The organism is Bradyrhizobium sp. AUGA SZCCT0169, from assembly GCF_018130085.1.
In the GTDB taxonomy this organism is placed as follows: Bacteria; Pseudomonadota; Alphaproteobacteria; order Rhizobiales; family Xanthobacteraceae; genus Bradyrhizobium.
The window spans coordinates 90,408-114,175 of the sequence record NZ_JAFCMC010000006.1 but is presented as its reverse complement, the minus strand read 5'-3'; the positions used below and the strand labels follow the sequence as shown (position 1 = coordinate 114,175).

At 63.3% G+C, this 23,768-nt stretch carries 25 protein-coding genes and 1 pseudogene; 13 read left to right on the top strand and 13 right to left on the bottom strand.

The window, feature by feature from the left end:
- The first annotated feature begins 30 nt into the window (after nt 1-30).
- The 5 genes from cckA (at nt 31) to JQ609_RS09795 (ending at nt 6,754) form a co-directional block, all read left to right on the top strand.
- Nucleotides 31-2,595 (top strand): cell cycle histidine kinase CckA, encoded by a 2,565-nt coding sequence (cckA, locus tag JQ609_RS09815; protein ID WP_212273287.1) that lies wholly within the window; start codon nt 31-33, stop codon nt 2,593-2,595.
- A 302-nt stretch (nt 2,596-2,897) separates the two neighbouring features.
- Nucleotides 2,898-3,914: a hypothetical protein gene (locus JQ609_RS09810; RefSeq protein WP_212273286.1), complete on the top strand. Its 1,017-nt coding sequence runs from the start codon at nt 2,898-2,900 to the stop codon at nt 3,912-3,914.
- A gap of 151 nt (nt 3,915-4,065) precedes the next feature.
- Nucleotides 4,066-5,049: a Tim44-like domain-containing protein gene (locus JQ609_RS09805; RefSeq protein ID WP_212273285.1), complete on the top strand. Its 984-nt coding sequence runs from the start codon at nt 4,066-4,068 to the stop codon at nt 5,047-5,049.
- A gap of 177 nt (nt 5,050-5,226) precedes the next feature.
- A complete protein-coding gene (locus tag JQ609_RS09800) occupies nt 5,227-6,060 on the top strand; it encodes an amidohydrolase (protein WP_212273284.1) in 834 nt (277 codons plus the stop codon).
- A 316-nt stretch (nt 6,061-6,376) separates the two neighbouring features.
- Entirely contained in the window at nt 6,377-6,754 is a 378-nt protein-coding gene (locus JQ609_RS09795) for a hypothetical protein (protein WP_212273283.1), read from the top strand.
- Between the two features lie 128 nt (nt 6,755-6,882).
- On the opposite strand, the gene JQ609_RS09790 is transcribed toward JQ609_RS09795, so the two are convergent.
- On the bottom strand, nt 6,883-7,332 hold the full coding sequence (locus tag JQ609_RS09790) for a DUF3606 domain-containing protein (protein WP_212273282.1): 450 nt from the start codon (nt 7,330-7,332) through the stop codon (nt 6,883-6,885).
- Nucleotides 7,333-7,580: 248 nt separating this feature from the next.
- Here JQ609_RS09790 and JQ609_RS09785 point away from each other — a divergent pair, with 248 nt between their 5' ends.
- A complete protein-coding gene (locus JQ609_RS09785) occupies nt 7,581-8,288 on the top strand; it encodes a glutathione S-transferase (RefSeq protein ID WP_212273281.1) in 708 nt (235 codons plus the stop codon).
- Between the two features lie 152 nt (nt 8,289-8,440).
- Here JQ609_RS09785 and JQ609_RS09780 read toward each other — a convergent pair whose 3' ends face one another.
- The 6 genes from JQ609_RS09780 to JQ609_RS09755 all read right to left on the bottom strand — a co-directional run bounded on the left by JQ609_RS09780 (nt 8,441) and on the right by JQ609_RS09755 (nt 11,574).
- Nucleotides 8,441-8,800: a GFA family protein gene (locus tag JQ609_RS09780; protein ID WP_212204380.1), complete on the bottom strand. Its 360-nt coding sequence runs from the start codon at nt 8,798-8,800 to the stop codon at nt 8,441-8,443.
- Nucleotides 8,801-8,807: 7 nt separating this feature from the next.
- A complete protein-coding gene (locus JQ609_RS09775) occupies nt 8,808-9,482 on the bottom strand; it encodes an isoprenylcysteine carboxylmethyltransferase family protein (protein ID WP_212273280.1) in 675 nt (224 codons plus the stop codon).
- 90 nt (nt 9,483-9,572) lie between these two features.
- Nucleotides 9,573-9,773 carry a hypothetical protein gene (locus JQ609_RS09770; protein ID WP_212273279.1) on the bottom strand — a complete coding sequence of 67 codons (201 nt, stop codon included), beginning with the start codon at nt 9,771-9,773 and terminating at the stop codon, nt 9,573-9,575.
- Between the two features lie 140 nt (nt 9,774-9,913).
- Nucleotides 9,914-10,387 carry a hypothetical protein gene (locus tag JQ609_RS09765; protein WP_212273278.1) on the bottom strand — a complete coding sequence of 158 codons (474 nt, stop codon included), beginning with the start codon at nt 10,385-10,387 and terminating at the stop codon, nt 9,914-9,916.
- A gap of 72 nt (nt 10,388-10,459) precedes the next feature.
- Nucleotides 10,460-11,005 carry a hypothetical protein gene (locus JQ609_RS09760; protein ID WP_249127805.1) on the bottom strand — a complete coding sequence of 182 codons (546 nt, stop codon included), beginning with the start codon at nt 11,003-11,005 and terminating at the stop codon, nt 10,460-10,462.
- A 32-nt stretch (nt 11,006-11,037) separates the two neighbouring features.
- Nucleotides 11,038-11,574: a hypothetical protein gene (locus tag JQ609_RS09755; RefSeq protein WP_212273277.1), complete on the bottom strand. Its 537-nt coding sequence runs from the start codon at nt 11,572-11,574 to the stop codon at nt 11,038-11,040.
- 145 nt (nt 11,575-11,719) lie between these two features.
- Here JQ609_RS09755 and JQ609_RS09750 point away from each other — a divergent pair, with 145 nt between their 5' ends.
- From JQ609_RS09750 to JQ609_RS09730, 5 genes and pseudogenes are all read left to right on the top strand, one after another.
- Nucleotides 11,720-11,935 carry a hypothetical protein gene (locus tag JQ609_RS09750; RefSeq protein ID WP_312014828.1) on the top strand — a complete coding sequence of 72 codons (216 nt, stop codon included), beginning with the start codon at nt 11,720-11,722 and terminating at the stop codon, nt 11,933-11,935.
- 16 nt (nt 11,936-11,951) lie between these two features.
- Nucleotides 11,952-12,266, top strand: a pseudogene (locus JQ609_RS09745) (type II toxin-antitoxin system RelE/ParE family toxin); the annotation flags it as partial.
- A 119-nt stretch (nt 12,267-12,385) separates the two neighbouring features.
- Nucleotides 12,386-14,053: a fumarate hydratase gene (locus JQ609_RS09740; RefSeq protein WP_212204385.1), complete on the top strand. Its 1,668-nt coding sequence runs from the start codon at nt 12,386-12,388 to the stop codon at nt 14,051-14,053.
- A 31-nt stretch (nt 14,054-14,084) separates the two neighbouring features.
- Nucleotides 14,085-14,528: a MaoC family dehydratase gene (locus JQ609_RS09735; RefSeq protein ID WP_212273275.1), complete on the top strand. Its 444-nt coding sequence runs from the start codon at nt 14,085-14,087 to the stop codon at nt 14,526-14,528.
- Nucleotides 14,525-15,211 (top strand): DUF429 domain-containing protein, encoded by a 687-nt coding sequence (locus JQ609_RS09730; protein WP_212204403.1) that lies wholly within the window; start codon nt 14,525-14,527, stop codon nt 15,209-15,211. Before JQ609_RS09735 ends, JQ609_RS09730 begins: the two co-directional genes overlap by 4 nt.
- Before the next feature lie 10 nt (nt 15,212-15,221).
- On the opposite strand, the gene JQ609_RS09725 is transcribed toward JQ609_RS09730, so the two are convergent.
- The 5 genes from JQ609_RS09725 to JQ609_RS09705 form a co-directional block, all read right to left on the bottom strand.
- Nucleotides 15,222-15,914, bottom strand: coding sequence for an SH3 domain-containing protein (locus tag JQ609_RS09725; protein WP_212273274.1), 693 nt, complete (start codon nt 15,912-15,914; stop codon nt 15,222-15,224).
- Nucleotides 15,915-15,952: 38 nt separating this feature from the next.
- Nucleotides 15,953-16,252, bottom strand: a complete 300-nt coding sequence (locus JQ609_RS09720) for a hypothetical protein (RefSeq protein WP_212204407.1) — start codon at nt 16,250-16,252, stop codon at nt 15,953-15,955.
- 106 nt (nt 16,253-16,358) lie between these two features.
- On the bottom strand, nt 16,359-16,913 hold the full coding sequence (locus JQ609_RS09715; RefSeq protein WP_212273273.1) for an inner membrane-spanning protein YciB: 555 nt from the start codon (nt 16,911-16,913) through the stop codon (nt 16,359-16,361).
- Between the two features lie 54 nt (nt 16,914-16,967).
- A complete protein-coding gene (locus JQ609_RS09710) occupies nt 16,968-17,528 on the bottom strand; it encodes a hypothetical protein (protein WP_212273272.1) in 561 nt (186 codons plus the stop codon).
- A gap of 390 nt (nt 17,529-17,918) precedes the next feature.
- Entirely contained in the window at nt 17,919-19,322 is a 1,404-nt protein-coding gene (locus tag JQ609_RS09705; protein WP_212273271.1) for a carotenoid oxygenase family protein, read from the bottom strand.
- Between the two features lie 123 nt (nt 19,323-19,445).
- On the opposite strand from JQ609_RS09705, the gene JQ609_RS09700 reads away from it, so the two are divergent.
- Together JQ609_RS09700 and JQ609_RS09695 are read left to right on the top strand one after the other, a co-directional pair.
- Complete coding sequence (locus tag JQ609_RS09700; protein WP_212273270.1) at nt 19,446-20,174, top strand: TetR/AcrR family transcriptional regulator; 729 nt, start codon at nt 19,446-19,448, stop codon at nt 20,172-20,174.
- 126 nt (nt 20,175-20,300) lie between these two features.
- Nucleotides 20,301-22,169 (top strand): dihydroxy-acid dehydratase, encoded by a 1,869-nt coding sequence (locus JQ609_RS09695; RefSeq protein ID WP_212273269.1) that lies wholly within the window; start codon nt 20,301-20,303, stop codon nt 22,167-22,169.
- A 53-nt stretch (nt 22,170-22,222) separates the two neighbouring features.
- On the opposite strand, the gene JQ609_RS09690 is transcribed toward JQ609_RS09695, so the two are convergent.
- Nucleotides 22,223-23,626 (bottom strand): hypothetical protein, encoded by a 1,404-nt coding sequence (locus tag JQ609_RS09690; protein WP_212273268.1) that lies wholly within the window; start codon nt 23,624-23,626, stop codon nt 22,223-22,225.
- Between the last annotated feature and the right edge of the window lie 142 nt (nt 23,627-23,768).

The following is a 23,768-nucleotide window of genomic DNA, read 5'->3' as shown; positions in this document are numbered from 1 at the left end:
TCCCATGCCGACGGGCTTGCGTCCCCTGATATGACCGCCGAAACCGACAGCCATCCGTCCCCCGAGCCCTTCGCGGCCCATGAGCCGGCGCGGCGTAGCGGCAGCATTGTGCTGGTGCTGCTGGTCGCCGCCGGCATCGTCGCGATCGCGGTCGTGCTGATGACCATCGGCCGCGCCCAGGCCCAGCCCTATATCCTCGGCGTGCTGGCGCTGCTGGCCATGGTCGGCCTGTTCAATCTGTTCGCCTTTGCCGCTGGAATCATCCGCTTCACCGACCGCTCTACCGACGATCCGGTGATGGGGCGGATCGCCGACCATGCCCATGACGGGCTCGCGGTCACCGATTCGCGCGGCCACGTCGTCTATTCCAACGCCGCCTATCTGGCGCTGACGGGGGCGGCGACCGCCCAGGAGGTGCGCCCGATCGAGCGCGTCTTCATCGGCAATCCCGATGTGTCGGAGGCGGTGTTCCGCCTGCTCAAGGCGGCGCGCGAAGGCAAGCGGCAGCAGGAGGAAGTCCGGATCGCGGGAACCGACGGCGCCCATGGCCGCTGGCTGCGAATGCGGGTGCGTCCCCTCGGCGCCAGCAAGCGTGAGGCGAAATATTCGGTGTGGTCGATCGCCGACATCACGCGGGATCGCGAACGCCAGGAGGACGTCTTCAAGGAATTGCAGCACGCGATCGAATATCTCGATCACGCGCCTTGCGGCTTCTTCTCGGTCAGTCCTTCGGGCGAGGTCGTCTATGTCAATGCGACGCTGGCGGGCTGGCTCGATCACGACCTTGCCGAGATCGGATCGGGCGGCCTGAAGCTGACCGATATCGTATCGGGCGACGGTGCGTCGCTGCTGACCTCGATCGTGGCGGTGCCGGGCGAAGTCAAAACCGAAGTGCTCGACATCGATCTGCGCATGCGCAGCGGCAGGACCATGCCGGTGCGACTCTATCACAAGCTGGCGTTCGGCGCCGACGGCGTGCCCGGCGCGTCGCGGACGCTGGTGATCAGCCGCGCGCGCGACGAGCATTCCGATCCGGAGCGCGCCGCCGAAGTGCGCTTCATGCGGTTCTTCGACCATACCCCGATGGCGATCGCGACCGTGGACCGCGCCGGCGCGGTGGTGCGCGCCAATGCCCGCTTCGCCAAGCTGGCGCAAAGCCTGAGCGCGGATGGTGCCGCCAACAAGTCGATCTTCCGCAGCGTGAACGCCCGCGACCGCAGCCTGCTGATCGCGGCGATCAACCAGGCCGCCGAAGGGCAGGGCGACATCGCGCCGGTCGAAGCCATGCTCGACGGTGCCAAGGAGCGCTGGGCGCAATATTTCGTCACCGCGGTCGAGGAGGACGAGCGCGAAACCGAAGCCGCCATCGTCTACATGCTGGAAACCACCGAGCGGCGCACGCTCGAGAACCAGATCAACCAGTCGCAGAAGATGGACATGGTCGGCCAGCTTGCCGGCGGCATCGCGCACGATTTCAACAACGTGCTCTCGGCCATCATGATGGCCAACGACTTCCTGCTGAACGCGCACAAGCCGACCGACCCGTCGTTCCAGGACATCATGCAGATCAAGCAGAATGCCACCCGCGCGGCGACGCTGGTGCGGCAGCTGCTCGCGTTCTCGCGCCGCCAGACCCTGCGCCCGCAGGTGCTCGATCTCGGCGACGCATTGAGCGACCTCACCATGCTGCTGCGCCGCCTGATCGGCGAGAAGGTCAAGCTCGACCTCGTGCACGGCCGTGATCTCTGGCCGGTGAAGGTCGACGTCTCGCAATTCGAACAGGTGATCGTCAATCTCGCCGTCAACGCCCGCGATGCGATGGCCGATGGCGGCAAACTGACGGTCAAGACCAGCAACGTCACGACGGATGAAGCCGCGCAGTTGTCCTACAAGGGCATGCCGGCTGCGGACTACGTGCGGATCGACGTCGCCGATACCGGCACCGGGATCCCCGCCGAGATCGTCGACAAGATCTTCGAGCCGTTCTTCTCCACCAAAGAGGTCGGCAAGGGCACCGGCCTCGGGCTGTCGACCGTCTACGGCATCGTCAAGCAGACCGGCGGCTTTGTTTACGTGGATTCGAAAGCGGGGGAGGGCACCACGTTCCGCATCTTCCTGCCGCGGCACCGTCCGGAACTGGAAGCCGCCCCCGAACCGCAGGTCACCAATGGCGCCGCCAAGGAAGCCGCCGCCGAGCCGCCGAAGCCGCAGGCCGATCTCACCGGGCAGGGCACCATCCTGCTGGTGGAAGACGAGGACGGCCTGCGCTCGCTCAACGCGCGCGGTCTTCGTTCGCGCGGCTACAGCGTGATCGAGGCCGCCAACGGCATCGAGGCGATGGAAGCGCTGGAAGAGAAGAACGGCGCGGTCGATCTCGTCGTCTCCGACGTGGTGATGCCGGAAATGGACGGCCCGACGCTGCTCAAGGAAATGCGGCAGCGCAATCCCAACCTCAAGATCATCTTCGTCTCCGGCTATGCCGAAGAGGCGTTCGACAAGAGCCTGCCGGAAAACGAGCAGTTCGCCTTCCTCGCCAAGCCGTTTGCGCTCAGTGCACTGGTCGCGAAGGTGAAGGAGACGATGACGGCGTCGTGAGGCCGCTTTCGGTCTTCGGTCCGGATTTCAGGATTTGTTGCGAGGCCGGAACGGCCTGTCCCCACCGTTTGGGCCGGAAATCCCGCGCGACCATACATTTGCCGTTCTGAACGGGGTTAAGGTGTCCGCTTACGGCACCGACGCTGCTCACGAAGGCAAGTTGCATGACCGATCCTGCCACGGTTCCCGAGGCGGCTGACGCCGCGGAAACAGCGTATTTTCTGCGCCGTTTCGCCGACATGATGTCCAACGGGCAAAATGCCGAAAATCTGCTGCGCGCGGCCGACCTGATCGACGGCCTGATGGCGCGCGTTTCCGGCGCCTTCGATGAGGAACAGCTGTGGCGCTACAAGTACGAAACCGTGAGCCACCAGAACGACGAGCTGGAAACCGAATGCGAAAGCCTTCGGCATGACGTCGAGAGGCACGTAAAGCTTTCCAGTTTCATCATTACCGAGCGCGATACGCTCAAGACGACGCTGCAGGGGCGGGAGGCGGAGCTGCTCGAACTCGGCGACACGCTGAAGCAAGCACAGGAAACCTTGAAGGGTGCACAGGAGGAGGCCGCGACGAAATCGCAGGCGCATGAATCCGCCCTGGCCGAGCTTGGTACGAGCTTCGATCAGGAGCGTGTCGCGCTGAAGGCAAGCCTGGAAGCGAGCATCAAGCAAATCGAGCAGCAGCGCAGCGACTTTCTGCGCGAGCGCGACGAGCTCTCGGCAAAGCTGTCGCAGAGCGAGGCCGTCATGGCCGAGTTCAGGCTCGCGTTTGATCGTGAGCGTGACGATTGGCAATCCAGGCTGCGATCACGCGAGGACGAACTTGCGACGATCCGCGTCGCGACCGCCAACGAACACGAGGAGCTGCAGCAAAGGATCGAGGCGCTCGAAGCCAAGCGCGAGGAGCTTCGGTCCGCCTTTGACCGGATCAGCCAGCTCGGCGTGGCCGCCACCGACCCGCGCGCGGAAGCCCAAGTCGGCTCGCCTCCGGTTCAACCGCAAGAGCGGGATTCAGCGCCCCGGGATTCTGCGCCCGGGGAAAACAGTGCGGTCGTGCCGAAAGAGACCCTGCGCCAGGCGCGGGCGCAATTCGAATTTCTGGCCAGGGAATGTGTTCGCCGCGGCGATGTCGCGACCCAGGCCATGTGCGAGCTCGGGGCCCACACCATGGATCAGGCCCTCGTGGCCGTCGAAACATCGCATCCATCGCCGGTCGGTGAGGTGGCGTTAAGCATCCTCGGGCCGATTCTTGGACCGGCCCTTGGACCGACCGCCGCCGATCCTCATCCGACTCGCCAGGTCAGCGCGGAAAACTTCTGAATTCCAACGGGTTCAAACCCACAACCGGCCTAATCGTCACATCCCCGCGACTGAGGGCCGCAGCGCTTGTTCCCGTTTACGGCTTCACTTTTAAGCAGCTCTGCCCATCTTAGGGGCTGCTTCCCCATGCCGGGGAATTGAGGAAACAGATATGAATTTCACGCAACGCACGCGCGGAATTGTTCGGGCCTTCGCCATCGTCCTGTCGCTGGCGGTTCCCGCCGCGATGGCCATCACGGCGGCTGACGCCCGGGTGGGCGGCGGCAACAGCTCCGGTTCGCGGGGGTCGAAGACCTATTCGGCTCCGCCCAGCACCACCACGGCGCCCAATGCGGCGCAGCCCATGAACCGTACCTTCAGCCAGCCGGGCGCACCGGCGGCCGCTGGAGCCGCCGCAGGGGCAGCCAAGGGCGGCTTCTTCAGCCGGCCCGGTATGGGCATGATGATGGGCGGTCTCGCCGCAGGCTTCCTCGGCGCCGGCTTGTTCGGCATGCTGTCCGGTGGCGGGCTGCTCGGCGGCCTCGGCGGGATTGCGTCGATCATCGGCCTGATCCTGCAGATCGGCCTGATCCTGATCGTGGTCAAGCTGGCAATGTCGTGGTGGCAGCGCCGCCATACCCCGGCGACCGCCTATGCCAATTCCGCTGCCGGACCGGCCGCGGGTTCAGCCCCGCCGCAGACCGGCTTCGGCTCAGGAATGGGCTTTGGTCTGGGATCGAGCGCCCCCGCGCCGCTTGAGATCGGGCCTTCCGACTACGAGGCGTTCGAACGGCTGCTTGGCGAAGTCCAGGCCGCATGGTCGAACGAGGACGTCGCGAAGCTGCATACGCTGGCAACGCCCGAGATGGTGTCGTACTTCACCAAGGACCTCGAGCAGAACAAGGCCAACAACGACCTTAACAAGGTGTCCGACGTCAAGCTGCTGCAGGGCGACCTCGCAGAAGCCTGGCGCGAAGGCCAAACCGATTACGCGAGCGTCGCGATGCGCTTCTCGCTGGTCGACAAGACCCTGGAGCGCGGCACCAACCGTCTGGTCTCGGGCAGCGAAACCCCGATCGAGGCAACCGAGGTGTGGACCTTCGCCCGGCAATCCGGCGGACACTGGGAACTCTCGGCGATCCAGCAGGCCAACTGATCTTCTGCTGAACGCTAAAAGATTGAAGGCGCCGCGTGATTCCGCGGCGCCTTTTGCTTTGCCGGTATGGATCCGGAATAATGATTGTCGCGGCGGGGAATCCGGGGATTCCCCGATGCGCAATGCGCATCTGAGATACGGTGCTTGTGCACCATTCCGGAATGACGGAACGAGTCCATGAAGATCATCGACGCGCAGGTTCACATCTGGTCGCAAACCGTGACGCCGACGTCCGGCTTGCATCGCAAAGTCGAAAAATTCACGGCCGAGGAAGTCTTGGCCGAGATGGACGAGGCAGGGGTGGACGCCGCGCTCATCCATCCGCCGGCCGGCTGGGATCCCGATTCCAACGCGCTGGCGATCGAGGCGGCCCGGACTTATCCAGACCGCTTTGCCATCATGGGCAATTTTCCGCTCGAAGATCCTGACAACCGCAAGCTGATCCACGGCTGGCGCGCGCAGCCCGGCATGATGGGCCTGCGCTGGCCGCTGCTGCTGGAAGCGCACCAGAAATGGCTCTACGACGGCTCGCTCGACTGGCTGTGGCCCGCGGCCGAGCAGCAGGGGCTGCCGCTGGCAATGATGGGCGGACTGTTCCTGCCGAAGTTTCGCGAGATCGCCGAACGCCATCCCGGCCTGAAGATGATCCTGGATCATTGCGGCCTGAACCGTCACGGACGGGACGCCGAGGCGTTCGTCCATCTCGATGAACTGGTGGCGCTCGCGCAATTGCCGAACGTCGCGGTCAAGGCGACCGGTGCGCCGCATTATTCGACCGAGCCCTATCCGTTCCGCAACATCCATGACGGGCTGCACCGCATCTTCGATGCCTATGGGCCGAAGCGGATGTTCTGGGGCACCGACATCACGCGGATGCCGTGCAGCTACCGGCAATGCGTCACGTTCTTCACCGAGGAGCTGCCGTGGTTGAAGGGCGCCGATCTGGACGACGTGATGGGCCGCGCGCTCTGCGCCTGGATCGGCTGGGATTATGCGAGCGTGCGCGGCTGAGACATTGTTCGGTTCGGTGGCCTCATGGTTCGTCCGGCGATGCCCAGCATCGTCCGGAGACGCGCGAAGACGCGCTCCTCACCTTGAGGAGCTGAGATTTCATCCTGAGCTAGTGGACCTCATCCTGAGGAGCCGCGCGCTTGCGCGGCGTCTCGAAGGATGCAAGCCCGGATCGCCTCGTTCAGGAAGCGTTAGCGATGTTCGTCAAGGTAAATATTCTTTTCAAGTTGACGCTTGGTGTTGCTCGGCTAGATCATTCAAACGGACGAAGTTGCGTGCAACTTCACGAATTTTCTTCAAGCCAGCAGGTATAGTCATGTCTCGCGTTATTGCCGCCGCCTTCGCCACCGCGCTCGCCGCCATTGTCGCTCCGACCGCCGCGTCGGCTGGCTGCTATTCGTGCTACCAGCCGCAGCCCTGCTGCGGTCCGCAATACGTGCAGCAGGTGATCCCGGCGGAGTACCGCACCGTGCAGGAAACCGTGATGGTTTCGCCCGGCCGCGTCACCGCGTATCGCACCCCGGCGCGCTATCGCACGGTGATGGTGCCGAAGACCGTGATGGTCTCGCCCGGCCGCGTCCACTATGAACGGACAGCCCCGCGATACGCCGTCCAGCAGCGCGTTGAAATGGTTGCGCCGGCCCGTGCCTATTATGCGCCGGTCGCGCCGCGCTGCGCCACCTGCGGCTATTGAGCCTCACGCCAGCCGCGATTCCCTGACACCGTCGCCCTGTCCGGCGACGGGCCTGCGCGATCGCGGCGCTGATGCTCGAAGAAAGCTATGCCCGGCTTTGAGGCCGCCTTTCAGGCGGCCTTTTTCTTTTACTTTTTCTTTGACGCCTTCCTGGCGCTCTTCTTTTTGGCGGTTTTCTTTTTCGCTGCCGTTTTGACGGTCTTCTTGACGGTCTTTTTGGCGGCTTTCTTCTTGGTCGTTTTCTTCTTGGCCAGATAGGCGCCGACGTTTTTCGACGAATGCCCGGCGGCAGCGACGGCACCCTTCAGTTTCGCCGGGGTGACCTTGAATTTCTTCGACCAGTAGCGGACTTCGTGGGGCTGGCTGATGGCGATCAGGGCGCGGTCGGCGGCCTTGTGCTTCTGCTCCCCGATATAGGCTTCCACTTTCCTGGCTGAGTGGCCGACCTTCTTGATGGCGGCTTTCAGCTGGGCCGGCGTGATCTTCAATTTCTTCGACCAATAGGCGACTTCGTAAGCCTCGCTCATTGCGATCAGCGCGGCATCGGCACCGCCGCGCTTCTTCTTGTTATCCGCCATCCCATGCTCCTTCGTGTTGAGGAATCCGGCACCCAGCAAGAACCTAACACGGCCTCCCGCCTTCGGACAGATTCGCACCTGTGGAGAATTCAGGCCGTGCGAAACGCAGTTGTGTGGCGATGGGTGTCAGGCCCGGCCGGCATTGTGACGAACGAAACACGGCTTGATGTGTTATGGCTGCGAACAGGGCTCTTGGTACAGGGCTCTTGATACAGGGTTCTTGCTACAGGTCCTTGGAGATGCCGTCGATGCGCTATCAACTGTATTACTGGCCACATATTCAGGGCCGCGGCGAATATGTCCGGCTTGCGCTGGAAGAAGCCGGCGCGGCCTATACCGACGTGGCGCGAACCGGCAACGGCACCAGCACGATGATGAAGATGATGGAGACGGCAAAGGGCACGCCGCCGTTTGCGCCGCCGTTCCTGAAAGCGGGAAACCTCGTGATCGGCCAGACCGCGAACATCCTGCTCTATCTCGGCGCGCGCCATGGGCTGGCGCCGAAGGCGGAAGCGGCAAGGCTGTGGGTGCACCAGTTGCAGCTGACGATTACGGATTTTGTGCTGGAAGTTCACGACACCCATCATCCGCTCGGTCCGTCGCTCTATTACGAGGAGCAGAAGGCGCCGGCCAAAAAGCGCACCGCCGAATTCTGGAAGTCACGGGTGCCGAAATATCTGGATTATTTCGAGGAGTTGCTGGCCGCGGGTGGCGGCGGCTACGTCACCGGCCGGCGCCTGACCTATGTCGACCTGTCGCTGTTCCAGATCGTGGAGGGGCTGCGCTACGCCTTTCCCAAGCGCATGAAAGCGTTTGAAAGGAACATTCCCGCCCTGGTCGAGCTGCATGACCGCGTGGCCGCGCGGCCGAACATCAAGGCCTATCTCGCCAGCGAGCGGCGGATCGCGTTCAACGAGGACGGGATATTCCGGCGCTACAAGGCGCTGGATGTGTGAGAGGCGCAGGTCTCGTCATGCCCGGGCTTGACCCGGGCATCCACGTCTTTCTTTTTGATCTGAGCGAAAGACGTGGATGGCCGGGGATAGGCGAGCGGAAGCGACGCCGTCCTTCAGACGGCTATGTCAGGCCATGACGGTGTTCATAGCCGTCACCTGCTCCGCCCGTCCACCGGCGTCATCGTCAGCTTCGATAGCTCGATGCCGTCGATGCAGCTCACATTGAGCGCCACCACGTCGCTGCCGTCGGGCCTGGTGCCGCGCGCAAAGACGTGGACGCCGCAATCGATGCAGAGCTGGTGGCGGATCGCGTGCTTGTTGAAGAGATATTCGCGCAAATTGTCCTCGCCGGCGCGGAGGTGAAAGCTCTTCGGATCCAGGAAGGTGATATGCAGGCCCTTCTTGGTGCAGATCGAACAATTGCAGGCGGTCACCATTGCGAGGTCGGTCGTGCATTCGAACCGAACCTGGCCGCAATGGCAGCCGCCCGTGTAGGTCTTGCTTTCAGGCATGCGTCCCTCACCAGATTCCCGGAACCAGACGATAGCGCACGCGGGCGGCGTAGTCAGCATATCCCGGCAGGCCCGCGATCAGCGTGCGTTCCTCAATACGGGCGCGTACCGCAAACAGGATGGCGAACAGCGGCGCCAGCGCCACGCCCCACCAGGATCCCAGCAGCAGCGGCACGCCGATGAAAAACAGCATGATGCCGCTGTACATGGGATGACGGACGAAGGCGTAGGGCCCCGTCGAGATCACATGATGGCCGCGCGCGGCCTGTACCTTGATCACGGGGGCCGCGAACGAGTTTTCGCGAAACACCCACATGATGAAGCCGGTCGAGAGCAGGTACATGACAAGGCCCAGCACCTCCAGGGCCAGGGGGACATCCGAGGCCTGCATGCGCCGGTCCAGCCCCATCGCGACGAACCAGATCAATCCCGCGGCGGCGAACACCAGCATGAATTTCTTGTCGGCGGCCGGCTGTTCCTCGCGTGCCGTCAGCCGCATCCGTTCGGCGAGCAGCGCGGGATCGGTTTTCGCAAGCCACAGGCCGCAGGCCGGGCCGAGCGCCGCCGAGGTCGCAAGGCATGCCCACGCGCCGGGCCAATGCAGCGTGCCGGCGGAGGCAAACAGCAGCGCACCCATCCCGACGACGAACAAAGTGTTCTGCAGCAACAGCTTCGCGATCATGCGGTATCCCCATTGCCTGGGGCATCATGATCGCGCGATTTTTCGGCAAACTTGCGGCGCTTGGCCCGACAAGGCCAGGGCGAGCAGCCCCTAAGCGAGCTGGTCGATCCGCGTTCCCTGTCCGGGCGGCAGGGCGGCAAGCAGCGTCGGCTTGGGCAGGCGCGTGCCGTCGGCGGCGGCGCCGTTTTGTACGTCGGCGGGCTTCACTTCCGTGAGCTTTAGATCAGTTTTGGGCGCGCTGGCTTCAGGCGGCTTGATCTGCACCGGCGCGGACACAGCAGAGATATCCATCGGCATCATCCTTTTCGTTGCCTCCGACACTGGAGGCATTGAAGCGAACGATGTGTGAATCCCGGCCGGCGATCCCGCCCAATGGTGAACGGGGCGCTCGAAAATTCATTAGAACGCAGCGGATTCCCGAAGGGGCGCCGCTACTCGTCCTTGCCGCGGGTGACCGCAATCGAGGCCTCGGTCTTGGTCCGCGTGCATTCCATGTTGAGCCGGCGGAAGCGCATCGAGACCTTGTCGCCGCGCAGGATGCCCATCCGCTTCATGCAGCGCGTCGAGCCGGTCACGACATCGGGCTTTGGAATGGTGAAGACGAGCGCGCCGGCGTTGGCGACCAGTGCAAGGAATTCCGGTTTGAATTTCCGGTCGGTCTTGGCAAAGAGCTCAAGCGAGTAATTCTGGCCGCGGCAGCCGATCGAAAATTCCTTGGTGGCGGGATGCGTCAGATAGACGATGTTGCGGGCCTTGAAGTTGACCTTGACCCCGTCGATCTGGCCGGCGAGCTGCTTGGCGACGTCGTCGCAGCGGTCGGCGCGGGCCGGCGAGGTTGAGAAAGCGGCCAGCGCCAGCGCGCCTGCGAGCAGGACCGGTCGGCGAAAGTGTCGTCGTGGTATCATTCGTAAATGCCCCTCTGGGCCCCATTGAAGCTTGCGCGGCAGCTTCCTGCAAGAGGCCTATTCGAATGTCAATCAGAAGCCGCGCGTAGTCATTGCGATAAAGAACGCCATCGTGGTGAACAGGTTGAGCAGGGTCGGCGTGCTGACCAGCGCTGTGGCGGCCCCGAGCCGCTGGTCGCGCGCCGCACAGGCGATGGCAAAGGCGGCCACCAGCGGGAACAGGATGATTTGCACTGATGTTTCCAGCGCCGCGTAAGGGCCGTTGAAAGCGAGCCCGTGCCTGATCACCGAGGGCATGTAGCTCAGCCAGGTCATGAGCATGACGGCGCCGATCGCCATGACCGCGTGGCGCACGTAACCGATGGCCGCGAACAGCAGCGCCGACAGCGCCAGCACCGGATGGACGGCAAGGTGCAGCTTGACGATGTCCGCGCCGATACCGTGACCCGGGATTTTCGACATATCCTCCAGCAGCGTCGGCGCGCTCGACATGCCCCAGCAGAGCTCGAGCAGCGCGATCACAGACAGCGCGACGCGCAGGCCGATCCGGCGCGGCGCTGACGTGGCAGGCGCGGTCCCGGCCGCCGGGGCAGGCGCGCGCATCTCGGCCGTTGTCATCGGTGTCCCCTTCATCTTGCCGGCGTTGTGCATCAGGTCCCGCGCATGGCGAGGCCGATGGCAATCGCAATGATGGCGGCGATGTTGAACAAAGTGGGAAGGCTCACCAGTGCGGTCGCAACGAGCAGGCGACGGTCGCGCGCTGCAAGGCCGATCGCACAGACAGCCACTAGCGGAAACGCGATGATCTGCGCAGGAGACCAGATCGCGCCGAGGCCGACCGCGTCTAAGCCTGACGACATCACGGTCGGCATGTATTTCAGCCAGGTCACGATGATGACAGCGCCGAGCATGACAATCGCAGGCCGCACGCGGCCGAAGGCGGCGAATACCAGGGCCGCCAGCGCCAGCAACGGGCGCATGACGCTGGCAGCGCCACTGATGGCTGCCACCTCGATTTCAGGATCACCGAAGATCCCCCATGCCACCGAAATGCCGTCGAGGAGTTCGAGCACCGCGATGATGATCAGGGCGATGCTGAGGCCGGACAGGCTAGCCGCGGACGGGACCGGGGGAGGGACGGGCGTGGCGCCCGGCGGCAGGTTGGTCGCTTCAATCATCTGGGCCATCGGCATATCGGTCACGCCCGCAGAATGGGGATTGCGAGCATTGGTCGAGCGTGGGCTCCATTGGGTTCAGGGAGCAGGCTTCTGCACGAGCCTCCCTCGCATTTCCGTCTGGTGGTGATATATTGACGATATGAGCAGAGAGCAGGTGAAAGCTGTGCTGGACCGTGTGCTGACTTGGCCGAACGAGCGCCAGGAGAACGCGGCGAAGCTGTTGTTGCTGATGGAATCCCAGGACCAAAGCGACTATCGCCTGACCGACGCACAGGTCGAGGAAGTTCAACGGCGACAGGCAGACCCGAATCCTCGTAGCTTGACGCTCGAAGAGTTCAAAGAGCGACTGAGCCGTCGCCTCAGCGAATGAGGTTGTCGTTCGCGAGGCCGCTGCCGGCGATCTCGACGAGATTCTCGACCGGATTTCCAGGGACAGTCCCCGCGCGGCTGCCGCATTGGTCCGACGCATTCTTGCCCGCGTCGAGCGCCTTGCAACTCCGGGGCTTTCTCACATGGGACGGCCGGGTCTGGTTGAAGGAACGCGCGAACTCGTGGAACCGCCCTACATCATCGTCTACATGGTGGATGAGCCCGCGGACGAGATGCTGTGCTTGCCATCGTTCATGGTGCGAGGGATCGCGAGGGTGAGGAGTGATGTGAAACCTTCACTTTTGCCAAGAATAAGGCGGCTGGTCGCCTGAGGCAGGGCCTGAGACAGGGCCATCCAGAACCTTCCCTTTATCCAAAAAGTGCTTAGAACGGTTCAAATGCCGGGGTGTCCCGTGGACGCTTCCGCCCCCAAAAACCTTGCGAGCCAGCCATGAACGCCCCGACCGCTTTCCCCGACCAAAAGCCCGTTCCGCCCTACAAGCACACGCCGCTGTTTCCGCTGGGCGCGGACACCACGCCCTACAAGAAGATCACGACGGATGGCGTGCGGGTCGAGAAGGTCCTGGGCAAGGACATGCTGGTGGTGTCGCGCGAGGCGCTGCGGGCGCTGTCCGAGGCCGCCTTCGGCGACATCAATCACTATCTGCGCCCCGGCCATCTGAAGCAGCTGGCCAACATCCTCGAGGACAAGGAAGCCAGCGACAACGACAAGTTCGTGGCGTTCGATTTCCTGAAGAATGCCAACATCGCCGCCGGCGGCGTGTTGCCGATGTGTCAGGACACCGGCACGGCGATCATCATGGGCAAGAAGGGCGCCCGCGTCATCACCGACGGCGACGACGAGGCCGCGCTCTCCGAAGGCGCGCGCGACGCCTATTTGCGCCGTAACCTGCGCTATTCGCAGGTGGCGCCGATCTCGATGTATGAGGAAAAGAACACCGCCAACAACATGCCGGCGCAGTGCGAGATCTACGCCGAAGGCGGCTCTTCAGAAATAGACTTGGCCTACAAGTTCATGTTCATGGCCAAGGGCGGCGGTTCCGCAAACAAGAGTTTTCTGTTCCAGGCGACGCCGTCGGTGTTGACCAAGGACCGCCTGCTGGCGTTCCTGAAGGAGAAGGTGCTGACGCTCGGCACCGCCGCGTGCCCGCCCTATCATCTGGCGATCGTGATCGGCGGCACCTCGGCCGAGCTTTGCATGAAGACGGTGAAGCTGGCGTCCGCGCGCTATCTCGATGCGCTGCCCACCCATGGATCGGCCGACGGCAACGCCTTCCGCGACCTGGAGATGGAGCAGGAAATTTTGAAAATGACGCAGTCGCTCGGCGTCGGCGCGCAGTTCGGCGGCAAGTATTTCTGCCACGACGTGCGCGTGATCCGGATGCCGCGTCACGGCGCGTCGCTGCCCATCGGGCTCGGTGTGTCCTGTTCGGCGGACCGCCAGGTGCTCGGCAAGATCACGAAAGACGGCGTCTATCTGGAAGAACTCGAGCACAACCCCGCGCAGTATTTGCCGGCGGTCGAGCAGGCGCTCGGTGGCGAGGTGGTAAAAATCGATCTCAACCAGCCGATGAAGGATATTCTGGCGACGCTTTCAAAGCATCCGATCAAGACGCGGGTCTCGATGACCGGCACCATGATCGTTGCGCGCGATTCCGCCCACGCCAAATTGCGCGAGCGGCTGGAGAAGGGCGAACCGCTGCCGGATTACTTCAAGAACCATCCGGTCTATTACGCCGGCCCCGCCAAGACGCCCGACGGCTACGCGTCCGGCGCCTTCGGGCCGACCACCGCGGGACGCATGGATTCCTTCGTCGACCAGTTCCAGGCGGCTGGCGGATCGATGGTGATGGTCGCCAAGGGCAACCGCGCGGTCGCGGTGCGCGAGGCCTGCAAGAAGCACGGCGGCTTCTATCTCGGCTCGATCGGCGGCGCCGCGGCAAACCTCGCCGAGCACTGCATCAAGAAGGTCGAGGTGGTGGAATATCCCGAACTTGGCATGGAAGCGATCTGGCGCATCGAGGTGGTGGATTTTCCTGCCTTCATCATCATCGACGACAAGGGCAATGACTTCTTCAAGGAATTGAATTTGGGGTGAGGGCGCGTCATTCAAGAGCATCGAGGGCAGCATGGTCGAGTGGTTCGACGACCTGAAGGTCGGCATGCGCTTCAAGACCGACAGCGCTGTGGTGTCGAAGGAAGATATTATCCGCTTCGCCCAGGAGTATGACCCTCAGCCGTTCCACCTCGACGAGGAAGCGGCGAAGAAGTCCATCCTCGGCGGCCTTGCCGCGTCCGGGTGGCATACGGCCGCGATCGCGATGCGGCTCGCCGCCAACTCAAAGCCGTTCGGGCCGCATCCGCTGTTTGGCGCCGGCGTCGACGATCTGCGCTGGCTGAAGCCGGTGCGGCCCGGCGACACCATTCACCTTGAAGGTGAGGTGGTGGAGCTGACGCCCTCGCGCTCAAAACCGCACGGCGTCGCCCGCGTGAAATGGACCGCCTACAATCAAAAGGGTGAGGCGGTCTACACCTTCAATCCGATTGCGATCGTGCCAAGCCGGCCGAAGTGAGCGCGGGCGGGAGCTGCAGTGCCGTCGGCCTTGATGGATTCAGCAACGGCTGGGTCGCCGTGCGTCTTGAAGGCGGCAGACACGAAATTTCCTTCCATCGCGATGTCTCGGAAGCGTTGTCTCGCCCGTTCGATCGGGCGGGGATCGACATCCCCATCGGCATGGCCGATGACGGCGAGCGCGCGTGCGATCTGCTTGCCCGCGATAAATTGCGCCCGCACACCTCGCGCGTTTTCACGGGCGCGCGGCGCTGGATTTGGCAAGACTTCGACAATCCCGACGAAGCGAACAGGGAATGCCTGCGGCGCGGCCAGAAGCGCGTGTCGCGCCAGCTCTGGCATCTCGGACCGAAGATCATGGAGGTAGATGCGTTCCTGCGTGCGCATCGCGCGCTTGATGTCCGCGAGGTTCATCCCGAATTGGTGTTTCTGCGGTTGAACGCAAACAAACCCTTGCCGTCGAAGAAATCCGAGGAAGGAGATTCGCATCGTCGGATGTTGCTCAAACGAAGCGGGCTCGGCGATATCGACCAATGGCTCAGCAAGGCGCGGATCGGCACCGGCGCGAAGCGTGACGATGTGCTGGACGCCTGCGCCGTGGCGATTGCCGCGCGCGAACCTGCAGGCAGCGTCGGATCGCCGCGGCAGGACGCGCACGACTTGCCGATGCAAATTTGGTTTTAACTGAGCTGCCTCAACTGCAATTCGTCACCTGGTTGGAGCACAGGCTGCGCCACCAGCCGAGCACGCCGTCTTCGCTTTCGACGAGGCCCCACCAGCCGTCCTTGAAGCCGATGATGCGGAATTCGGTCAGCCAGCCGTCTTCGGGCGTGTTCTCACTACCACCCATCTTCAGGCGATAGGGCGGCGGCAGCGTGCCGAGCACGCGCGATTTCACCGACGGCTCGGTGCGGACGTTGAGGCCTTTTGGATCGCGATCTTCCGACCAGGCGCCGAGATTGCAGGGCTCGGCACCATCAGGCAGCTTCGCGCGCTTGGCCGCGAGTTCGGCGTGCGATTTTGCGAACTCGCTTTCCTGACCGTCGGGATCGGTCATCGTGGTGTCGCGGTTGCCCCGCGTGGCGTCGCTGCGCGGCTTCAATTCCGCGGACAGCGCGCGCCCGTCCTTGTCGAGCCTCACGACAAGCACCTGGCGTGCCGCGAACACGCTGGCGGGGGACTTGGGCTCGTTCGCGCCTGCCGGATAGACCGCGAGGTATCCGGTCATCTCTGTGGTGCGGTAGGCTTCGCCCGCGACATAGCCCGCCGGCACCAGCGCCAGCGCGCTGGCGCGCCATGCCGGCTCGGGCTCGGGCGCGGATTGTGCGATCGCCGCCGTCACCAGGGAGGCGACGACGGCGATTGAAAGCAGTGCAGTCTTTTGCATGGATCGAACAGCGAGGGAGCGAAGCCGCTCCCTCGGTATCAGGCGGCCCGGGTGCCCGTGAACGGAAAGCTTCCCATCGGGCCGATACCCATTTCGCCGGACATGCTGTCGCCGGAAACTTTTCCGGTGAAGGCGAGCGTCAGCGGCATCGGGTTGGTGATGGAGATCTTCCAGGCGACGTCGTCGCCATTGGCGGTGCCGTCGAAGATTTCGCCGGAATTGCCGTCGGCGCCTTGCGTGCCCGTCAGCGTGCCACCGGAATTCTTCAACGTCAGCGTCGCCTTGCGCTCGCCCATCGGCGTGGTCATGACGATATCCCAGTTTCCGTCCACGGCCATCTTGGTCTCCCCAATACATTTCCCAGCAACCGGAATGGTTCTGAGTTCTCCCGGCGGCGGTATAACCCATCTTGCCGCGCAAGCCCAACCCTGTTGTTTTACCGTATTACGCGCGGGCGGCCGCGCGGATGCGGCTGCCGACCAGGACGCGGAACGCGACATACTGCACGGCGAACAGAGCAATCTTGGCCCCGATCAGCACGACGGTCACATAGAACGTCCAGAGCTTCATATCGCCGGTCATCGCGATGCCGATAGTGCCGGCGGCGAGCACGAAGCACAGCCCGGCCCAGACGTAGCCTGCGGCAGTGACATATTCCGGAATGGTCTGGGTCACGATCGGCGGCATATAGCGCAGCATCCAGCCGCGCTTGAGCATGATGACGCCGATCGCAAAATGCCCGATCGCGGGTTTCGCCAGCACGAAGCGCGGATCGTGGGTCAAGAGCGTGGCGCCGCCGAGCACGATCACGAGCCCGAGGCTGGCCCAGGTCATGTAGCCGAGCTCCTTGCCCTTGATGCGGGAGTGGATCACCTGACCGATGGCGCCTGCGATCGCGACGCCGGTCGCCAGCAACACGTTATCAGTCGCGAGATAGATCGCGATGAACACGATGGTGGAGAAAAAGTCGGCGCCCAATCTCGCGAATACATCCTTCATCGTGCTGCTCTCTGTTGAAGCGGTGGTTCGGTTTGATCGATATCTTGGTGCGTCTCAGGCAAGGCGCTGGCGGGCGTACTTCGCCTTGCGGTATTCGGGATACCATTTGGTGAAATAGACCGCGCTGTTGCGTGCGGCAAATGCGATCAGCAATCCGGCCCACAGCGGCAGGCCCGGCACATAGATCAGCGCGGCATTGCCGGCCATCATCAGCAGCATCGCGCCGGTCCATGCCCAGGTGATGATGTAGTTTGCCTTGATGAAGCCGGGCAGTTTCGCGGTTTCGGCGTCGACCACCTCAAGCGCGTATTGCAGCGTGAAGGGTTTGCCGGCCACGATCGAGCCCAGCGTGACCAGGAACATGCCGGCATCGACCGCGAGCTTGACGCCGGAGACGCTGAGGTCGGAATCGATCTGGGTGACGTAGCCGCCGATCGCGGTAAAGACCACGACGGAGCCCACGCCCAGGATCTTCAGCGAGCGTCCCCGCGCCATGTCGTATGCAATCACGGCGAGGCAAATCGCGGCAGCACCGAACAGGGCAACATCCGCCGAACTCACCAGCATCAGCAGGGCGAAGGCACCGTAGGGGGCGAGGATCAGGAAGATCGTCATGGCAAGCCTCTCAGGGCTATCTTTACATCGTAAAGATAGCCTAGGGGCTGAGGAGCCGTCAAGGAAAATCTTTACAGTGTCAAAATAAATGTGGTCGGATCAAAAAACATTTAAGTAATTACAATTTGTTGGGCACGAATGGCGCTGCGCAGCTTGATGTTGTCGCAACCGTCGAACACGACGCGATCTCAATCAGAGTCTGACCGAAAAAGCATTCGGGCGCTCCCTAACTGTCTGAAAATGATTCGCTTTTCGTCATGGCCGGGCTTGTCCCGCCATCCACGTCTTTCCTGCTTCATGGAAGCCAAGACGTGGATGCCCGGCACAAGGCCGGGCATGACGACGTTCGATATGGGGCGCTATTTCATTGATCGCTTTTGAGTCAGGCTCTCAGGTCGCACTCACCCAATTGCCATGAAAACCATCGGGCACGCGATGCCCGAGATGCACCAGCGCCACCGGTCCGGCTTCGACATCTTGCGCGTTGAACACCGCAAGGTCGCTGCGGTTTTCGCGCGCTCGCCAGACCGCTGATAGCAGCCAGCCGTCGCCCTCGGCGGCGTCTTCGCCGCGCTCGACGAAAACCGGTTCGGAAATGGTGTCGCCGGCGGGCAAGTGATACTTGCCGAGCCGCTTGCCCTTGCCGTCGACATGCACGATGCCGGACAGCGCGCCGAACATCGGCAGGTCAGGATTGGCGCAGGCGTACCAGCCGTGGCTGCTGGCAAGGCCCGCGCGGCGATCGTCGATGCGTGGGAATTCGCCGGTGAGATCGTCGAGATAGGTTTGCGTGAAGCGGTCGGTATTTCCGGAGAGATCGAAGGTCCAGCGGCAATAGCGTGCGCGCGATTTTTCGGGGTCCGTCGGCGAGCCGTCGGGGTGGGTGAACAGCGGCGCTTCCTCGAACTGCATCACGTCGGCGATGATGCGGCCGCCTTCCTCCCACGCGTTCATGACGTGGAACACGTAGCAGCTCTCGGCGCGGAACCAGACGATGTCTTTCGCCGAACCGGTGCGCTTCATGACGCCGACATAGGCGCCTTTCTCCGGCTCCCAGGCGTAAGGCGGCTTGCCGCGCATCGCCCGCTCCATGCTGCCGGTGATGGGCAGGATCGGAAACAGCATGTGATTTTCGGTGACGATGAAGTCGTGCACCATGCTGGCATAGGGCGACTCAAAACGATCGAACCGCGTCACCACGCCTGATGCGTTGACCGATCCGAACGAGAGAGCAGGGGTCAAGGGTCCCGCGGCGTTGTAGCCGAAGAACACCATTTCGCCGGTGACGGGGTCGATCTTGGGATGCGCCGTAAAGGGGCCTGCGATCGCGCCCTTGTAGTCGCAATAGCCCATACGCTCCAGGGTACCCGGCTCGATCTCGGTCGGCATATGGCCTTCTTCCAGCGCGAGCAGGCGGCCGCCGTGGAAGACGATGTTGGTGTTGGCGACGCCGCCGTCATTGGTGACATCAGCGGGCGCGCCCGGCAGCTTGCGGCCGAAGCCGCCGAACAGTGCGCGGCCGGCATCATGCTCGGCCTGCCATTTCGGGGTACGGACCCAGCGGTTGCGATAGCTGGCGCGGCCGTTCTCCAGATGGAAGGCGTGCAGCATGCCGTCGCCGACGAACCAGTGCGCGCCGGGCGCCTCGAATTGCGGGTTGGGGCCGTTGCGATAGAGCGTGCCGTTGAGCTCGCGCGGCAACTCGCCGGAGACCTTCAGGAACGGTGCGTCGCATTCCATCGGAATCGGCGCCAGATTGGTCCGCGCCGCGTTGGTCGCCACTTGATCGAGCATCGTCGCTTTCTCCCGGTTTGATCTTTACAACGTAAAGATATGACTACAGGGCTTGCCAGCCATCGTCAAGCAAAATCTTTACAGTGTAAAAATTGCGGCTATAAGGATTCGCAAGGGGTTCAAATGGCAAAAACGTCGAGAGAAAACAAAGTGGTCCGCACCGTCGCGCGGACGCGCAAGCCGGCAAGGGCGGCTGCCGAACGGCCCGCCGTGCGGCGGCGCAAATCTGCGGGCGATACGCCCTATCATCATGGCGACCTGCGCGAGGCCCTGCTGCAGGCGGCAGAGCGGGTGCTGGAACGCGCCGGGCTGGCGGGGCTGACGCTGCGCGCGGTGGCGCGCGAAGCCGGCGTGTCACATGCCGCACCGACCCATCATTTCGGCGATCTCACCGGCCTCGTCAGCGAACTCGCGGCGATCGGCTTTCGGATGTTCAACGAGGCCATGGTCGCCGCCGGCAACAGCGAAACGCATCCGATGATGAAGGGGCTGGCAAGCGCCAAAGCCTACGTCGCCTATGCGCAGGCGCATCCGGGCATGTACGGCGTGATGTTCCGCAGCGCACGACTGGATTATTCGCGCCCCTCGCTGCATGAGGCCTCCGATGCCGCGTTCGCGGGGCTGACCCGCGGTGTCGGTGCCAGCCGGCACGAGCAGATTCCACAGGATGGGTTGTCGCTGGATCAGGCCGCCGCCATCGCGCGCGCGTGGTCGCTGGTGCATGGTTTTACCACGCTGCTGCTTGACGGCCGGCTCACGGGCATTCTGGAGCGGTTGCCCGAGGGCACGTCGGCCGACCAGCTGCTGGACGCGATGCTGCGCGGGTCCGTGCCCCGGCCGCCGGGGGCCTAGGTGGCAGCATACCAGCTATCGGGCATGTGACTTCCGCGTGACTTCCCGCAGGTCGGCGCTCTATAAGGTGCGCCTTAAATCGTTTCTAATATCGACCGAACGAGCCCCGCCGGGAAGGAACTAGCTGTGACAAATTCGAAGCCCGTCCTCATCGACCGCCATCCCGGCCGCACGGCCCAAACCATCGGGATTGCGCGCGAACTGGGCGTCGATCCGGACCTGATCCACGAACCCTCGGTCGGCGTGGTCGGCACCAAGGGCGACAGCCAGTGCTACATGGGGGTGATGGCGAAGGTCGATGCGATCCATGCCAGCCTGAAGAGCCATGTCGGCAAGGGCGCCGGCCAGATGAAGCTGCGCCTGGTGCAGCCGGAATACACCATTGCGACCTCGGACGGCATCCGCAACGGCACGCGCGAAATGCGCTACTCGCTGATCGGGCGCGAAGTGACGCACGACGCGCTGTGCGAACATCTGGAGGCCACCGGGCTGCTCGGCACCATCGCCGTGGTCGCCTGCGACAAGCCGCCGGTCGGTACCCTGGCCGCGCTGCTCGAGCACAATCAGCCCGCGATCATCATGTCCGACGGCGCGATCCATCCCGGCACCGATCCGAACACCGGCGAGAAGCTCGACATCGTCAGCGCCTACCAGGTCGCCGGCAACCCCGATGCGGAATACCGCCACCACATCGCCTGCCATGCCTGTCCCGGCTACGGCAGCTGCGGCGGCATGTTCACCTACAACACCATGCAGACCTTCATCGGCGTCGTCGGCATGCAGCCGCTGCACATGGTGGCGCCGCCGTCCGACGATCCCCGCCGCCTCAAGGAGTTTCCGGACCAGCTCGTCGGCTACCTCGCGCAGATGATCGCGAAGGGCCTCAAGCCGCGCGACATCGTGGTGCGCGACTCGATCCGCAACGCCGTGATCGTCGCGATGGCCATCGGCGGTTCCACCAACGTCACGCTGCATGCGCCGGAGATCGCGCGCGCCGCAGGCTTTGCCGACTTCTGGAAAGAAGTCATGACCCCGGCCGAGTTCAATCATCTGTCGCAATACGTCGTGCCTGTGCTCACCGACGCCCGCCCGTACGGCAAATATTCGATGGTCGACATCGACGCCGTCGGCGGCGTGCAGGTGATCGTCCGTGAACTGCTGGAAGCCGGACTGCTCAACGGCGACGTGATGACCTGCACCGGCGAAACCCTGGCCGAACAGGTCAAGCGCCTCGAAACCAAACCCGCCGACGGCACGGTCATCTACACCGTTGCCAAGCCCTACAAGCCGACCGGGGGCCTGCGCGTTCTCGGCGGCAATCTGTCGCCGGAATTTTCCGCCATTCTGAAACTGGCGGGCGTCGAGGGTGGTCTGGAAGACAATCTGTTCCGCGGCAGAGCGCGCGTGTTCGAAGGCGAGCGGGGACTGCTCGAGGCGCTCGACAAGACGCCCGACCTTTTCCAGAACAACGACATGATCATCGTGCGCTACGAGGGTCCGAGCGGCGCGCCCGGCATGCCGGAAATGCTCGATCCCACCTCGCGCATCACGACGCTGTGCCGCGAGCGCGGCATCGTGGTGGCGCTGATGACCGATGCGCGGTTCTCCGGCGGATCGGTCGGCCTCGTCATCGGCCATGTCGGCCCTGAAGCCGGCCTCGGTGGCCCCATCGCCTTCGTCGAGGACGGCGACGAGATCATCGCCGATCTCAACAAGAACGAACTCAACTGCACGGCGCTGGCGGATCCTGCCGTTCTGAAGGCGCGCAAGGCTGCCTGGGACAAGGTGGTGGCGGCCAATGGCGGCCTGCACCCGAACTGCGGCGTCGCCGACACCCGCCTGTTGCACCGCGCGCGGCTCTCTGCCGTGCCGGCCACCCGCGGCGGCGGCCTGCACCCCAACCGCGAGGTCTGGGTGCGCGAGCAGCGCGAGGCAACCAGGTCGGGCTTCGTGCCTAAGAACAAGCACCGGCCGGACGCCGCAAAGGCGTTCTAGAAGCGGCCGATTGGATGTACTGGAAGCCGCGCCCTCCGGGGCGCGGAGGGACCTCAACCTATCCGATTGAGGGTGCCCCTGATGCTCGTGAACATCTCGCCGATGTTCTTGCGCATTGAATCGAGCTTCTGAAAGTCTTCGAAGATCCTGGAAATTCTCGCGTCGAGCTCGGTCTTGTTGGTGGCGATCGCTTCCACGCGCGAGGCCAGCCCTTCATCACCCTTCAGTTCGATCTCGCCGAGCGTCTTGCTCAGGATCGCGTGACCGATATTCACTTCAGCGATCAACGCCTCGATGCCGTAGACCGGCCCTTGCAACGGCGCCAGTCCGGCCTGCGACGTGGCCAATTCCTCCTTGAACTGGCCCAGCGTCGCCGAAAAATCCTGCAGGTTCCTGAGGCGCAATCGGCATTCGACGATGAATTCGTTCAGCGCGTTTTGGCGGTCGAGCAGGCTGGCGCCGCTGGAATCCGTCTCAATCGCCGCAAGTGAGCGCTCCAGATGCTTCCGACGCTCCCTGAGCTCTTCCAGGTCCAGCCGAATGGCGTCAAGAATATGGAAGCAATCATCAATGTGCGCGACCCGCTGCTCGATCTCGACTTTGTTCTTCGAAAGGCTCTCGACCCGCAGACTGAGCTTTTCGTCTCCGCTGGATTCGAGTTCATCCAGCATCCTGGTCAACTGGTCGCCGGATGAGCGCAGTTCGGTGATGAGGGCGTTGATCCCGGTTTCCGGCGTGCGGACGGGAACAAGCTCGGCGTGGGTCTTGGCCAGCTCTTCCTTGAAGCGGTTGAGTGTCGCCAGTGACTGCTGCAGCATGCCATGACGGTTGTGAATCGCGGATACGCTTTGGTCCAGTTCGTTGACGCGATCGCCGAGATTTTTCTTGTTGTCGTCGGCCTCGAGCTCAGTGAGCCACCGCTCAAGCTGACGCAGCCGGTCCTTCAATTCGCTGAATACCGGCTCGGCAACGCGCCGCTTTTCCGATACGACGCCGATCGTCTCCCGAAGCGCCTGCTGGCGGCGCCGGATCTCTTCAAGCCGCTCGTGGAGATCGACGGAATGGTACCGACTCTGCTGTTCGGCGATCCGTTTTTCAGTGTCCGCGAGCGTCGTCTGCAGCGATACGATGGCTTCTTGGGGGTCGCTCTTGGCGAGCGACTGGACCGAGGAGTCGAATCCGGCTTGCGCATCATGCGCGGCCACAACCCCTTGTCGCAGGCCCCTGAGGCGCTCCCGCAATAATTTGTTCTGGCGCGCCAGGCCGTAAGCCTGCCAGACGGATGAGCCGATCAGCGCTAGAGTCGTCAACATGATGGCGCCGAGCGCGAACCGCTGGGGACCTGGCAACGCCGAAAGCTGAACCGATATCTGGGCTGGATCGAGTCCCAATGTCGCGCCTGCAAAAAACGCGCAAGCGCTGAACAGCACTATCCAGGCGATGATCGGAAACCACATACCGTGATCTAATCAGACTGTGTCGTAATCGATTGAAGGGGTGTTTTTTGAGGGCAAACCGGGTCGGATGCCCGTTTCCACAAATCCACGTCCCCCTTTTGGTCGGGAACCATAGCGGCTTTTGAGGTCCTGCGGTAGTCTT